Source organism: Sphingobium sp. ba1, assembly GCF_000743655.1.
Lineage (GTDB): Bacteria > Pseudomonadota > Alphaproteobacteria > Sphingomonadales > Sphingomonadaceae > Sphingobium.
In genome coordinates, this window is record NZ_JPPQ01000069.1 from 2895874 (window position 1) to 2908828 (window position 12955).

Sequence of the window (12955 nt, forward strand, 5' to 3'; positions counted from 1 at the left end):
CCGCCACGACGATAATGGTGCTTTCCTTGGCTTCCGTGGCGTCGCATCGGATGTGACGGTACAGCGCGAATCGGCGGACAAGATTGCGCAACTGGCGCGGTTCGATCCGCTAACTGGCCTGCCCAACCGCAGCCATCTGCGCGAAGTGCTGGACCAGGCGGTAGCTGCCGCAGGCGCGCGCCGCCCCGGCTGCGCTTTCCTGATGGTCGATCTCGATCGGTTCAAGTCGGTCAACGATACCCTAGGCCATCAGATTGGCGATAAATTGCTGAGCGAGGTCGCTCGCCGTTTGAGCAAGGCCTGCCGTGGGCAGGAATTTTGCGGACGGATCGGCGGCGATGAATTTGCCGTGGTCGTGCCGTCCGCTCTCGACAATCATGCGATCGCCCAATTGGCAGACAGCATCATCGCCATATTGTCGGCCTCTTATCAAATCGATGGCCATATCCTCTATATCGGCGCGTCGATCGGATCGGCGCTGTCGCCGGTCGATGGGCGTGATTCCGAAGCGCTTATCCGCAGCGCGGACCTGGCATTGTATCGCGCCAAGGATGACGGCGGCGGGGTCCATTACGCCTATGAGCCGCAACTCCATGCCAAGGCCGAGGAACGCCGTCTGCTGGAACTGGCGCTGCGCGCGGCGCTGGAAAAGGACCAGATGCACGTTCTCTATCAGCCGGTGGTGCAGGCCGATAGCGGTCGGGTCGTCGGTTTCGAAGCTTTGGCACGCTGGACGCATCCCGAACTGGGGCCGATCTCGCCCGCCAAATTCGTGCCGGTGGCCGAAGAAGCGCGGTTGATCGCACCCATCGGTGAGTGGGTGTTGCGTACCGCCTGCATGGAAGCGGTGAATTGGCCCGATGACGTGCGGATCGCGGTCAATGTATCGGCCGAACAGTTGAGCCATCCGAGCTTCGTCGCGACCGTCGTGTCCGCCTTGGCGCAGAGCGGCCTGGACGCACGGCGGCTGGAACTGGAAGTCACCGAAAGCGTGTTCATGAGCGAAGATGCGGGTGCTTTGCGCGTGCTGGATCAGTTGCTTGGGCTGGGCATCCAGCTCTCGCTCGACGATTTCGGCACTGGCTACAGCTCGCTTGGCTATCTCAGCCGCACGCGCTTCACCACGATCAAGATCGACCGCAGTTTCGTGGTCGGCGCGTCCAAGGATGTGGCGGAAAGCCTGGCCATCATTCGCGCCGTCGTCACACTGGCCGATAGCCTGGGGATGGCGACGACGGCAGAAGGCGTGGAGACAGAGGCGGAACTGGCGATGGTATTGGCGCTGGGCTGCAAGAAGGTGCAGGGCTTCTATTTCGGACGGCCCATGTCCGCCGACGACGCAGGCGCTCTGTTTCTGGCGGCGCCCGAACGGCTGATCGCCTGATCAACCGCCCCGCAGCAACCGTTCGACAGTAGTCCAGAGCGCGGCAAAATCCTTGGCCGGGGGCGAATTGGGCGCAAAGCTCCCCAGCGGCTTGCGGCGCACCGTCATCTGCTCGATCATGCTGGCCATCGGGATAGCGGGCCAACCAGGATGTTCGTCCAGCGCCTTGCGATGCAGGCTGCGGCGGCGATCGACCATCGAATAGACCGGCAGGATCGGCGCATGCGCCCCGCCGCGTTCGACCAGATAGCGCGCGACCTCGCCCATGGCCCGCTGCGACAGGGGGGAGGGGATGACCGGAATGACGATCAGGTCAGCGGCGCGCAACACCTGCTCGCTGGTTTCAGTGAGGCCCGGCGGGCAATCGAGAATGATGCGGTCATAATCCTTGCCCAGGCTCTCGATCAGCTTGGACAGCCGCTTCTTCTTGTCCATCTCCCGGAAAAGATGATCGAGGCTGCGCAGCGACGTGTCCGCCGCGATCAGGTCCAGTCCCGGCACGGTCGAAGGCTGGATCAGTTTCCTGACCTCGACATCCTTGCTGAAGATCGCCTGCGCGGCATCGCGACTCTTGCTGTCGGTGGAGACAAGCCAACTGGACGCCGCCTGCGGATCGAGATCCCACAATAGGGTGCGGCGCTTCGATATGCTGGCCGATGCCCAGGCGAGATTGATCGCGAATGTGGTTTTGCCCACGCCACCTTTAAGGCTGTAGACGGCGATGGTCGCCAATGCCGGTTCCTTTGCCATGACGCGCGAAGCTACGGCTTCCGTCCGCCAAAGCAAGCGCTCAATCATCCTCATGTTACGCGACGGTGACGGTGACGCAATCCATGCCGATTGACAGTGTGGGCGCGGAAATGCATATGGCGACCGCGAATCATTCGCAATATCATTATAAGTAGATCATCGGGGGGCATCGCCATGCCAAAGTCGCACGTCATTCTTTTGTACATCACGGCATCGCCGCTTGCGCTGCTGCTCGTCGCGCCCGCACAGGCGCAGACCTCTGCGCCGTCCGATGCGACGGAAGCAGACCAGATCATCGTCACGGGTTCCTACACCACCAATGAGAAACTGGGGTCAGCGACGGGGCTGGGCCTGACCATTCAGGAGACGCCCCAGTCCGTGACGGTGATGACGGCGCAGCGGATGGAGGATCAGGCGATCCGAACGTTGAGCGATGTGATGAACAACGCGGCGGGCGTTTCGGTCAAGGCGCTGGACAGTTCGCGCAACGGCTTTTCGGCGCGCGGCTTCGACATCAATATCTATCAGATTGACGGCATTCCTGTGCAATGGGACCAGGGCTTCAGCGCGGGCGAATCCAATCTGGATGTCATCATCTATGAGCAGGTCGAAATCGTGCGCGGGGCCACGGGGCTGCTCACCGGCGTCGGCAATCCCTCGGCTTCGGTCAACCTGGTGCGCAAACATGCCGACAGCGACCATCTGACCGGAACGTTGACCGCTTCGGCAAGCCGCTGGGACAATATTTTCGTCATGGGTGATATCAGTGCGCCCATCACCGCCGATGGCGCGGTGCGCGGCCGGGTCGTGGCCAAATATGAGGAAGGCGACAGTTTCATTGACCGCCTGCACAACAAGAAGCTCGTGCTGTACGGCGTGATCGACGCTGACGTCACGGTGGACACGCATCTGCGCTTCGGGGCCAGCTATCAGGATCATGATGCCAGCGGCACCCAATGGGGCGGTTTGCCGACCTGGTTTTCCGATGGCTCCCGCACGGATTGGAGCCGGTCCCAAAGCATCGGTGCGGACTGGACGACATGGCCGGCGAAAAATGCCACCTATTTTGCCGATGCGACGCAGCAACTCGGCGAACGGTGGCAATTGCGCGTTTATGGCAATTATACGCAGAATAGCAGCGACATGCGATTGCTGTTTCTGTCGGGGCAGCCGGACAAGGATACGGGCCTTGGCATGACGGCCTCGCCCAGTCGCTTCGACGCGCGGCGCAACCAGTTCGATGTCGGCATCCGGCTGAATGGCAGCTACACGCTGTTTGGGCGCGACCATGAATTGATGGTCGGGGCAAGCTACGCCAAGCAGGATATGGACTTTTTCGGCTATGCGCGCAGCAATGTCGCGACGCCGGGTAATTTCCTGACCTGGGATGGCAGCTATGCCGAACCGACCTGGGGTGCGCGCAGCCATCAGGTGGACCTCGCCACCAAGCAATGGGGCTATTTCGCGTCGACGCGGGTCAATCTCGCGGATTCGTTCAAGCTCATATTGGGCGGACGACTGAATAGCTGGGATCGCACCGGCGGCTATTATGGCATGGTGATCGATTACGGCATCCGCGACAAGTTCACGCCCTATGCCGGGCTGCTGTACGATATTGCACCGGGCCATACACTCTATGCCAGCTATACCGACATTTTCCAGCCGCAGCAGATACGGAACCGCAACGGCCAGTTCCTCGATCCGCTATCGGGCAGCACCTATGAGGCCGGGCTCAAGAGCAGCTTCTTTGGCGGGCGACTGAACACAGCGCTGTCGGTTTTCCGCATCGAGCAGGATAATTTCGGCGTGCTGGACGGCGACATTCCGGTGCCGGGTACGGAAAATGAGCAAGCCTATCGGGCGATCAAGGGCGCCAGAAGCACCGGATTCGAAGTCGAGGCGAATGGCGAAGTGCTGCCCGGATGGTCGGTCAGCGGCAACTACACCCAGTTTCGCGCCAAGGATGCGAACGGCGCGCGCATCAACACGCTGTATGCGCAGAAGTTGTTGCGCCTATTCACCACCTATAAGCTGAACAGCCTCACAATAGGCGGTGGGGTCAATTGGGAAGGGTTGAGCTATACCGACGCGGTCAATCCGGTGACGGGAGTAGCGGAACGGCTAGAGGTCAAACCCTATGCGCTGGTTAACCTGATGGGCCGATATGAGTTCAAGCCTGGCCTGTCGGCTCAGGTCAATGTCGAAAATCTGTTCGACAAACATTATTATTCGCAGATAGGCTTTTACAACCAACATGCTTTCGGCGAGCCACGTAATGTCACGCTGACGCTGCAATATCGCTTTTGAGAAGGCGGAGGGCAGGCACGTCGCCTGCCCTTCGCTCCAGCGTCACAGAACGTCACGCGCCTTTTCGGGCGGCCGGGCAATGACCGCGCCCTTTTCCGTGATCACGATCGGTCGCTCGATCAGGATCGGGTGCGATATCATTGCATGAAGTATGTCCGAATCGCTGTCCGTATTGAGGCCGATCTCCTTCACCACGGCCTCTCCCTTGCGCAGCGCCTGCGCGGGGGTGACGCCAGCCTTGGCGAACAGCGCTTCGAGTTCGGCACGGCTCGGAGGGGTCTTGAGATAGTCGACGATCTCGACCTCCACGCCCGGCGTCGCTTGCAGGATCGCAAGCGCCTGGCGCGATTTCGAACAGCGGGGGTTATGCCAGATGCTGGCCTTCATGGCTGGCCGTCGCGGGCCAGCCATTCCTCCAGCCACTTGATCGTATAGTCGCCGTTGAGGAACTCAGGATCGCGCAGCAGCGCCTGATGCAACGGAATGGTGGTCTTCATCCCCTCGATCACATATTCCTCCAGCGCGCGTTTGAGGCGCATGATCGCGCCCTCGCGGGTGCGGCCATAGACGATCAGCTTGCCGATCATGGAGTCGTAATAAGGCGGCACCTTATAGCCTTGATACAGACCGCTATCGACGCGGACGTGCATGCCGCCGGGGACGTGATAGCTGGTCACGGTGCCGGGCGAGGGGGCGAAGGTGCGGGGGTCTTCGGCGTTGATGCGGCATTCGATCGCATGGCCCGAAAACACGATATCTTCCTGCGCAACCGACAGTGGCCGACCCTCGGCTATGCGGATCTGTTCGCGCACCAGGTCGACGCCGGTGATCATCTCGGTGACGGGATGTTCGACCTGCAGGCGGGTGTTCATTTCGATGAAGTAGAATTCCCCATCTTCCCACAGAAATTCGATCGTGCCCGCGCCGCGATAGGCCATGTCGGCCATCGCCTTGGCACATATGCCGCCGATACGCTCGCGATCGGCTTGGCCCAGCACCGGGGAGGGGGCTTCTTCCAACACCTTCTGGTGGCGGCGCTGGAGCGAACAGTCGCGCTCGCCCAGATGGATGGCATTGCCCTTACCGTCACCGAACACCTGGATTTCGATATGGCGGGGGTTGCCCAGATATTTTTCGAGATAGACGGTCGCGTCGCCGAACGCGGCCTTCGCTTCCGACCCGGCCTGCTGCATCAGCGTTTCCAGATCGTCGGGCGAGGTGCAGACCTTCATGCCGCGACCGCCGCCGCCGGACGCGGCCTTGATGATGACCGGATAGCCGGCCTTCTCCGCGATCGCCTTCGCTTCTTCCAGGTCGCTGATCGCGCCATCAGAACCGGGGACGAGCGGCAGGCCGAGCGCGCCAGCGGTGCGCTTCGCCTCGATCTTGTCGCCCATGGTGCGGATATGTTCGGGCTTCGGGCCGACGAAGGCGATGCCATGCGCTTCGACGATCTCGGCGAATTTGGCGTTTTCGCTCAGGAAGCCATAGCCCGGATGGATCGCGTCCGCGCCGGAGATTTCGGCGGCAGAGATGATCGCCGCGACGTTCAGATAGCTGTCGCGCGCCGCGGGCGGCCCGATGCAGATCGCCTCGTCGGCGAGGCGCACATGCATGGCGTCGGCGTCGGCGGTGGAATGGACCGCGACCGTCTTGATGCCCATTTCATGGCAGGCGCGATGGATGCGGAGCGCGATTTCGCCGCGATTGGCGATGAGCAGCTTTTCAATGGCCATGGGGTATAGCGGCCTTATTCGATCACGATGAGCGGCTGGTCGAACTCGACCGGCTGGCCATTGTCGACGAATACGGCCTTTACCGTGCCCGATACCGGCGCGGGAATCGCGTTCATGACCTTCATGGCTTCGACGATCAGCACGGTTTCACCCGCAGCAACCTGCGATCCAATGCGGGCGAAGGGCGCGGCGCCGGGTTCGGCCGACAGATAGGCGGTGCCGACGATCGGCGAGCGGACCAGCGTGCCGGCGGGCATGGCGGGTTCAGCGGCTGCCACGGGCGCGGCAACCGGTGCCGCTGCGACGGGGGCTGCGGGCGGCGCGGCATAGACGGGGGCCATGGCCCCGGCCTTGCGCGCGACGCGGATCTTGCGATCGCCGTCTTCGACCTCGATTTCGGTCAGGTTGGTGTCGTCCAGCAGCGCGGCCAGTTCGCGCACCAGGGTAACGTCCACCTGCATCGCGCCCTTGTCTTGCTTGTCGTTCATGGTTGACCCTTGTTTGCCATTCTAACGTATCTGTTGCGGCCAGCGCCTATGCCGGTTTGCGGCAAAGCGCAACTTTGTAACGTCCGGCCGATCGAGCGCAACGCCGTATCCGCCGATGCTATAGTTCCAGCGCCGCTTCGAGCGCGAGCATATAGGAGAGCGGCCCGAAGCCCGCGATCGTCCCCTTCGCCGCCATGCTGACATAGCTTTTATGGCGAAAAGGCTCGCGGGCATGGGGGTTGGACAGGTGAATTTCGATCACCGGCACGCTGATCGCCTTGATCGCATCATGCAGGGCGACGGAGGTGTGGGTCAGGCCGCCCGGATTGATGATAACCGCATGCGCGCCTTCGCCATGGGCTTCCTGCAGCCAGTCGATCAAATGGCCTTCATGGTTCGATTGGCGAAAATCGATGACGACATGCGCGCGGGTCGCCGCATCCTCCATACGCTCGGCAATGTCGTCGAGCGTGTCATAGCCATAGATTTCCGGCTCGCGCGTGCCCAGCAGATTGAGATTGGGGCCGTTGAGAACATAGATTTTGCGACTATCCGCCATGGCGATCCCCCTTGCATGTTGCGGCTGGGGCGATGCCGCCCCTATATGCGGCACAATCCTTAGCCTTTCGTGCCGCGCCAAGTCGAGGCACGTTTCCTTTTTGCAAGAACGGGACCGCATATCGTGAGCGTCGACGGCACCATATCCATCCATATCAATGGCGAGCATCGTCGCGTGCGCGAAGGGCTGACGCTGGCGGCGCTGGCAAGCGAACTGGGCTTCGTGCCGGAAAAGGTGGCGGTGGAGCGCAATCTGGCGGTCGTGCCGCGCTCGACCTTGCAGGACGTGATGGTCGAGGATGGCGATGAGCTGGAAATCGTGCATTTCGTCGGCGGTGGCGACATCGCTCCAGCGGGCGACGATAGTTGGAGCGTCGCGGGCAAGACCTTCCGATCGCGGCTGATCGTCGGCACCGGCAAATATAAGAGTTTCGAGCAGAATGCGGCGGCGGTCGCGGCGTCGGGGGCAGAAATCGTCACGGTCGCCGTGCGCCGCGTCAATGTGTCTGATCCCAAGGCGCCGATGCTGACCGACTATATCGACCCCAAGGTCATCACCTATCTGCCCAATACGGCGGGCTGTTTCACGGGCGAGGACGCCATCCGCACGCTGCGCCTGGCGCGGGAGGCGGGCGGTTGGGAGCTGGTGAAGCTCGAAGTGCTGGGTGAAGCGCGGACGCTTTATCCCGACATGGTCGAGACGCTGCGCGCGACCGAGATATTGGCCAAGGAAGGCTTCAAGCCAATGGTCTATTGCGTCGATGATCCGATCGCGGCCAAGCGGCTGGAGGATGTCGGCGCGGTCGCGATCATGCCGTTGGGCGCGCCGATCGGGTCGGGGCTGGGTATCCAGAACCGAGTGACGATCCGGCTGATCGTGGAGGGCACCAAGCTGCCGGTATTGGTCGATGCAGGGGTCGGCACCGCGTCGGAAGCGGCGCAGGCGATGGAACTGGGCTGTACCGGGGTGCTGATGAACACGGCAATCGCCGAGGCGAAAGACCCGGTGCTGATGGCTGCGGCGATGAAGGCCGGTGTCGAGGCGGGCCGTATGGCCTATCGCGCCGGGCGCATGGGCAAGCGTATGTATGCCGACCCGTCCAGCCCTCTGGCAGGATTGATCTGACGCGCTTTCGCGACCGCAGTAAATTGACCGGCGGCCCGCTTGTCCCCTATGGGCAGGATCACGTTGAGGAGGAGAATAAGCGATGGTGAACAAGCTCTACCCTGATGCGGCATCGGCTCTGGAAGGCCTCCTCTTCGACGGGATGCAGCTATGTGCGGGCGGGTTCGGCCTGTGCGGCATTCCCGAACGACTGATCGATGCGATCCGCGATTCGGGCGTCAAGGATTTGACCATCGCGTCCAACAATGCCGGGATCGATGGCGAGGGGCTGGGCAAGCTGTTGCGCACCCGGCAGGTCAAGAAGATGATTTCCTCCTATGTCGGCGAAAACAAAGAGTTTGAGCGGCAATATCTGGCGGGCGAGCTGGAGGTGGAGTTCTGCCCGCAGGGGACGCTGGCCGAGCGTTGCCGCGCAGGGGGCGCGGGCATTCCCGGCTTCTACACCAAGACGGGCGTCGGGACGGCCGTGGCCGAGGGCAAGGAAGTCAAGAATTTCGACGGGCAGGATTATATCCTGGAGCGCGGCATCTTCGCCGACGTGGCGATCATCAAGGGCTGGAAAGCCGATGAGAGCGGCAACCTGATTTTCCGCAAGACCGCGCGTAACTTCAACCAACCGATGGCGACGGCCGCGAAGATATGCGTTGCCGAGGTCGAGGAAGTGGTGCCGGTCGGCTCACTCGATCCCGATACGATCCATCTGCCCGGCATTTATGTGAAGCGCATGATCGTCGGCGCGCCCTATGACAAGAAGATCGAGTTTCGCACCGTAAGGCAGCGGGAAGCGGCGTGAGGGCAGTGGCGCTGCGCGCGGTAGCGGTGGCATCGTTGCTGACGATGGTTGCCGCCTGTGCGCCCATGCCGCAACCGATTGCCCCGCCGCCCGCCAATCCGCCCGCCGGGATGCAATATCTCTACGGGTCGGGCGAGGCGGCTGCGCTGTCGGTGCAGGCATTTGCCATGCTGGCGTCCCATGCCACCGCGACGGCCAAAGCGCGACCGGCGCAGTCCGTCGTGCTGACATCGGGTGCGTCGCTCGACCAGCCACGCTTCGTGCCGTGCGGGGACAAGCCTTTTGCCGCTGTGTTCGATGTCGACGAAACCGTGCTGCTGAACATCGGCTATGAATATCATGATGCGCGGTCGGGCAAAGGCTATGACGAAGCAGCATGGGATGCGTGGGAGCGCACTGGCGCAGGCGCGGTCAGCCCAGTGCCTGGCGCGGTCGCGGCGCTGGCGCAATTGCGGGCGGCGGGCGTGACCGTGGTGTTCAACACCAATCGTTCTGCCGCCAACGCAGCGGCAACGGCGCAGGCGATCAGCGCGGCGGGCCTTGGGCAGGCGGTGCATGGCCAGACGCTGTTCCTGCAAGGCGATGATGCCATGGGATCGGGCAAGGATGGGCGCCGGGCGACCATTGCTTCGCGCTATTGCGTGATTGCGCTGGGCGGTGACCAGCTCGGTGATTTTTCCGACCTATTCAATGCTGGCCAACCGGTCGCTGCCCGACGTGTGGCGACGACAACGCCTGCGATTGCGGCCTTGTGGGGAAGGGGTTGGTTCGTCCTGCCGAACCCTGTCTACGGCAGCGGCCTCAAAGGCGGATTTGACGATGTTTTTCCAATGGATAGAAGGTGGGCCTTGCCTACCGATGGGGAGAAGAACTGATGCCCTGGACTCGTGACGAAATGGCCGCACGCGCGGCAAAGGAACTCAAGGATGGCTTCTATGTGAATCTGGGCATCGGCATCCCCACGCTGGTGGCCAACCATATCCCCGCTGGCGTGGAAGTCACGCTCCAGTCCGAAAACGGGATGCTGGGCATCGGTCCCTTCCCGTTCGAGGGGGAGGAAGATGCCGACCTCATCAACGCGGGCAAGCAGACGATCAGCGAATTGCCGCAAACCGCCTATTTCTCCTCCGCTGACAGTTTTGCGATGATCCGTGGCGGGCATATCGACCTGACCGTGCTGGGCGCGATGGAAGTCGCGGAAAATGGCGACATTGCCAACTGGATGATCCCCGGCAAGATGATCAAGGGCATGGGCGGTGCCATGGATCTGGTCGCTGGCGTCAAGAAGATCATCGTGGTGATGGAGCATACGTCCAAAAATGGCGATCCCAAATTCATTCCTGCATGCACCCTGCCGCTGACCGGCCGCAATGTCGTGGACATGATCATCACTGACCTGTGCGTCTTCCAGCGGCCCGATCATGACAGCCCGTTCAAGCTGGTCGAACTGGCCCCCGGCGTCACGGCCGAGGATATAGCCGCCAAGACCACCGCGCATTTCGTGCAATAAGGGACGGCTGATGAGCCTCGATGGCACCTATGATGCGGGCAATCCGTTTGCCCTGATCATCGCAGGGAAAATCCCGGCGACCAAGCTGTATGAGGATGACGACACGCTCGCTTTTCTCGACATACAGCCGCAGTCGAAGGGGCATGCGCTGGTCATTTCCAAATGGTCGAAGGCGCGTAACATTCTGGAGATTGAGCCTGAGGCGCTGGCGCAGGTGATGGCGACGGTGCAGAAAGTCGCGTGCGCCATCCGCTCCGCGCTGAAGCCGGATGGCTTGCATATCGCGCAGTTCAATGGCGCACCGGCCGGGCAGACGGTGTTCCATCTGCATGTCCATATCGTGCCCCGCTGGGACGGGCAGGCCGCCGGGTTTGCCACCCATGGGCAGGGCGCGTTCGCCGATGCCGACGCGCTCGGCGCGCTTGCCGACGAGATTCGCGCGCAACTTTGATGGCTTGGCCCTTGATCTTCGGCGCGCACTGACATGGTGCTGCGTCCTTTCAATGCCCCCGGCGCGCGGCTCGCGCTGCGGTCCAAGCGTGCCAGCCCGAACCTGACAGGCGGCGCAGGCGATAGCGAGATCATCCTCGATCTGTCGCGGCTGCTCTCGCGTTCCTTTCATGCAGCACCCACCGGCATCGACCGCGTCGAATATGTCTATGCGCGCGAATTGCTGGAGCGCATGCCCGATCGCCTGTCCTTTGCGGCGGTTCATCCGGCGGGCGGCTATTATGGGCGGCTGAACAGCGCCGCGGTGCGCCAATTCCTGGCCTCGACAGCGGCTAAATGGCGCAATCCGGGCCTCTATGATGCGGCCGAAGGCAAAGCGGCGGCGATCCGCCATATGTTCGCCACCCGGCCGCGCCCGGTGCCGCGCGCTACCCGACCACGCATCTATCTGCAGGTTTCCCCACACCATCTGGACGATCCCAAGCAGGTCGGCGCGATCCTGCGGGCGGAAGGCGCGAAGTTCGTGACCTTGGTGCATGACGTGATTCCGCTCAGCCATCCAGAGTTCGCCCGACCGCAGGGGGCGGAGGAGCATTTGCGGCGCGTGCGGTCCATCGATGCCTTTGCCCATGGGATCATCGGCAACAGCCAGGCGACGATCGACGCGCTTGCCCCGCATATGCGGCGCGGGCTGGAGGGACGAGCGATCCGCGTCGCCCATTTCGGCGCAGACGCGCCCGACATATTCGGCGCCCCGCGCGAGGACGTCCCCGACCGCCCCTATTTCGTCTACATCTCCACCATAGAGCCACGCAAAAATCACCTGCTGCTGCTCAATATCTGGCGGCGCTTGATCGAGACGATGGGCGATGACGCACCCATGCTGGTGCTGATCGGTCGGCGCGGCTGGGAAAACGAAAATGTCATCGACATGCTGGAGCGCGGCGAAGTGCTACGTGGCCATGTGATCGAAGCGGGCGAGGTTTCCGACAACCGAATGCAGGCCTTGCTCGCCCATGCCCGCGCGATGCTGATGCCGTCCTTCATCGAAGGGTTCGGGATGCCGGTGGTCGAAGCGCTGGCGGCGGGCGTGCCGGTCATTTGCAGCGACATTATCGCCCATCGCGAGGTTGGCGGTGATGCACCCGATTATCTCGATCCTCTCGATGGATTAGGCTGGATGCGGATAATCTGTGCCTATGTCGCTGAAGATTCGCCGGAACGCGCGGCGCAGCGCGCGCGTATCGCGCAATGGCGCGCGCCGACATGGCGCGACTATTTCGACATTATCACGGGTCTTCTGGAAGAAGTGACAGAGTCTGTTTCTTGACGTGCGACTGGCCGCCGCGCATGGATGAACAGTGACGCTATCACCTTCGGATATGACAGCAGGGGCTGCGCGCCAGCCCCTAACTTTCCCGCCCTTTCTGCGGTCGCCCCCGTTTCCCGGTATCGCGCCTTCGGTCGCTGCGATTAGTGAGGCTGCCATCGAGTGTGATGGCGAGGTTCCCGATGACCTGCTCGACCTGATCCGAGATGCGCGCGTCGGTGGGGCATTCTGGGCCGGAGCCGACGACCCTTGGACACAGGTGGCGCAAGTGCAAAGCATAAAGGCGAGCGCCGACGATGACGTGGCGCTGGTCGCCGGACTGTTGGATGTGCCGGTGATTGGGCCGGATGGTGTGCGGATCGATCCTGCTCTGCTCCGCTCGACTCTGAAACGGCGCATTGCCGCTGCCCGCTACTGTGACTGTTTCAGTGGCGAGTCCGTCGATGCGGCGCAGGCGGTAGCGCAGCTGGCGGACTGGCGGCGGCATCTGGACGGCAATAGGGGGATCGCAGCCGCCTGTGGT

13 protein-coding genes and 1 pseudogene are annotated in these 12955 nt (G+C 62.4%); 9 read left to right on the plus strand and 5 right to left on the minus strand.

Features of this window, described 5'->3' with window-relative positions; genetic code table 11:
• Window positions 1–1384 (plus strand): putative bifunctional diguanylate cyclase/phosphodiesterase (locus tag IL54_RS17295; RefSeq protein ID WP_037479076.1); only part of this gene is annotated, 1384 nt, incomplete at its 5' end.
• On the opposite strand, the gene IL54_RS17300 is transcribed toward IL54_RS17295, so the two are convergent.
• Window positions 1385–2134 carry a ParA family protein gene (locus IL54_RS17300; RefSeq protein WP_037479079.1) on the minus strand — a complete coding sequence of 250 codons (750 nt, stop codon included), beginning with the start codon at window positions 2132–2134 and terminating at the stop codon, window positions 1385–1387.
• A gap of 174 nt (window positions 2135–2308) precedes the next feature.
• Between IL54_RS17300 and IL54_RS17305 the strand changes: the two genes are divergently transcribed.
• Window positions 2309–4441, plus strand: coding sequence for a TonB-dependent siderophore receptor (locus IL54_RS17305; RefSeq protein WP_037477268.1), 2133 nt, complete (start codon window positions 2309–2311; stop codon window positions 4439–4441).
• A gap of 42 nt (window positions 4442–4483) precedes the next feature.
• Here the strand turns inward: IL54_RS17305 and arsC are convergent, their stop codons facing one another.
• The 4 genes from arsC to aroQ all read right to left on the minus strand — a co-directional run bounded on the left by arsC (window position 4484) and on the right by aroQ (window position 7224).
• Window positions 4484–4828 (minus strand): arsenate reductase (glutaredoxin), encoded by a 345-nt coding sequence (gene arsC, locus IL54_RS17310; protein ID WP_037477270.1) that lies wholly within the window; start codon window positions 4826–4828, stop codon window positions 4484–4486.
• A complete protein-coding gene (gene accC, locus IL54_RS17315; RefSeq protein ID WP_037477272.1) occupies window positions 4825–6177 on the minus strand; it encodes an acetyl-CoA carboxylase biotin carboxylase subunit in 1353 nt (450 codons plus the stop codon). The genes arsC and accC overlap by 4 nt, the downstream gene beginning before the upstream one ends.
• Before the next feature lie 14 nt (window positions 6178–6191).
• Complete coding sequence (gene accB / locus IL54_RS17320; protein ID WP_037477274.1) at window positions 6192–6665, minus strand: acetyl-CoA carboxylase biotin carboxyl carrier protein; 474 nt, start codon at window positions 6663–6665, stop codon at window positions 6192–6194.
• 118 nt (window positions 6666–6783) lie between these two features.
• The gene (gene aroQ / locus IL54_RS17325; RefSeq protein ID WP_037477276.1) at window positions 6784–7224 is read right to left on the minus strand and encodes a type II 3-dehydroquinate dehydratase; all 441 of its coding nucleotides are present in this window, start codon (window positions 7222–7224) and stop codon (window positions 6784–6786) included.
• Between the two features lie 123 nt (window positions 7225–7347).
• Between aroQ and thiS the strand changes: the two genes are divergently transcribed.
• The 7 genes and pseudogenes from thiS to IL54_RS25485 all read left to right on the plus strand — a co-directional run.
• Window positions 7348–8349, plus strand: a complete 1002-nt coding sequence (thiS, locus tag IL54_RS17330) for a sulfur carrier protein ThiS (RefSeq protein WP_076605529.1) — start codon at window positions 7348–7350, stop codon at window positions 8347–8349.
• 82 nt (window positions 8350–8431) lie between these two features.
• Window positions 8432–9142 carry a CoA transferase subunit A gene (locus IL54_RS17335; protein ID WP_037477278.1) on the plus strand — a complete coding sequence of 237 codons (711 nt, stop codon included), beginning with the start codon at window positions 8432–8434 and terminating at the stop codon, window positions 9140–9142.
• 44 nt (window positions 9143–9186) lie between these two features.
• Window positions 9187–10017, plus strand: coding sequence for an HAD family acid phosphatase (locus IL54_RS17340; protein WP_052027799.1), 831 nt, complete (start codon window positions 9187–9189; stop codon window positions 10015–10017).
• The gene (locus tag IL54_RS17345) at window positions 10017–10652 is read left to right on the plus strand and encodes a CoA transferase subunit B (protein ID WP_037477281.1); all 636 of its coding nucleotides are present in this window, start codon (window positions 10017–10019) and stop codon (window positions 10650–10652) included. Before IL54_RS17340 ends, IL54_RS17345 begins: the two co-directional genes overlap by 1 nt.
• A gap of 10 nt (window positions 10653–10662) precedes the next feature.
• Complete coding sequence (locus IL54_RS17350; protein WP_037477283.1) at window positions 10663–11103, plus strand: HIT family protein; 441 nt, start codon at window positions 10663–10665, stop codon at window positions 11101–11103.
• A 33-nt stretch (window positions 11104–11136) separates the two neighbouring features.
• Entirely contained in the window at window positions 11137–12432 is a 1296-nt protein-coding gene (locus IL54_RS17355; protein ID WP_037477285.1) for a glycosyltransferase family 4 protein, read from the plus strand.
• A 52-nt stretch (window positions 12433–12484) separates the two neighbouring features.
• A pseudogene (locus IL54_RS25485) lies at window positions 12485–12955 on the plus strand (beta-3-deoxy-D-manno-oct-2-ulosonic acid transferase); the annotation flags it as partial.

Bases quoted from the DNA above. Each gene is read 5' to 3' on its own strand.
- IL54_RS17300 (WP_037479079.1), bottom strand. From the start codon at position 2,134: ATGGCAAAGGAACCGGCATTGGCGACCATCGCCGTCTACAGCCTTAAA.
- IL54_RS17305 (WP_037477268.1), top strand. From the start codon at position 2,309: ATGCCAAAGTCGCACGTCATTCTTTTGTACATCACGGCATCGCCGCTT.
- arsC (WP_037477270.1), bottom strand. From the start codon at position 4,828: ATGAAGGCCAGCATCTGGCATAACCCCCGCTGTTCGAAATCGCGCCAG.
- accC (WP_037477272.1), bottom strand. From the start codon at position 6,177: ATGGCCATTGAAAAGCTGCTCATCGCCAATCGCGGCGAAATCGCGCTC.
- accB (WP_037477274.1), bottom strand. From the start codon at position 6,665: ATGAACGACAAGCAAGACAAGGGCGCGATGCAGGTGGACGTTACCCTG.
- aroQ (WP_037477276.1), bottom strand. From the start codon at position 7,224: ATGGCGGATAGTCGCAAAATCTATGTTCTCAACGGCCCCAATCTCAAT.
- IL54_RS17335 (WP_037477278.1), top strand. From the start codon at position 8,432: ATGGTGAACAAGCTCTACCCTGATGCGGCATCGGCTCTGGAAGGCCTC.
- IL54_RS17340 (WP_052027799.1), top strand. From the start codon at position 9,187: ATGGTTGCCGCCTGTGCGCCCATGCCGCAACCGATTGCCCCGCCGCCC.
- IL54_RS17345 (WP_037477281.1), top strand. From the start codon at position 10,017: ATGCCCTGGACTCGTGACGAAATGGCCGCACGCGCGGCAAAGGAACTC.
- IL54_RS17350 (WP_037477283.1), top strand. From the start codon at position 10,663: ATGAGCCTCGATGGCACCTATGATGCGGGCAATCCGTTTGCCCTGATC.
- IL54_RS17355 (WP_037477285.1), top strand. From the start codon at position 11,137: ATGGTGCTGCGTCCTTTCAATGCCCCCGGCGCGCGGCTCGCGCTGCGG.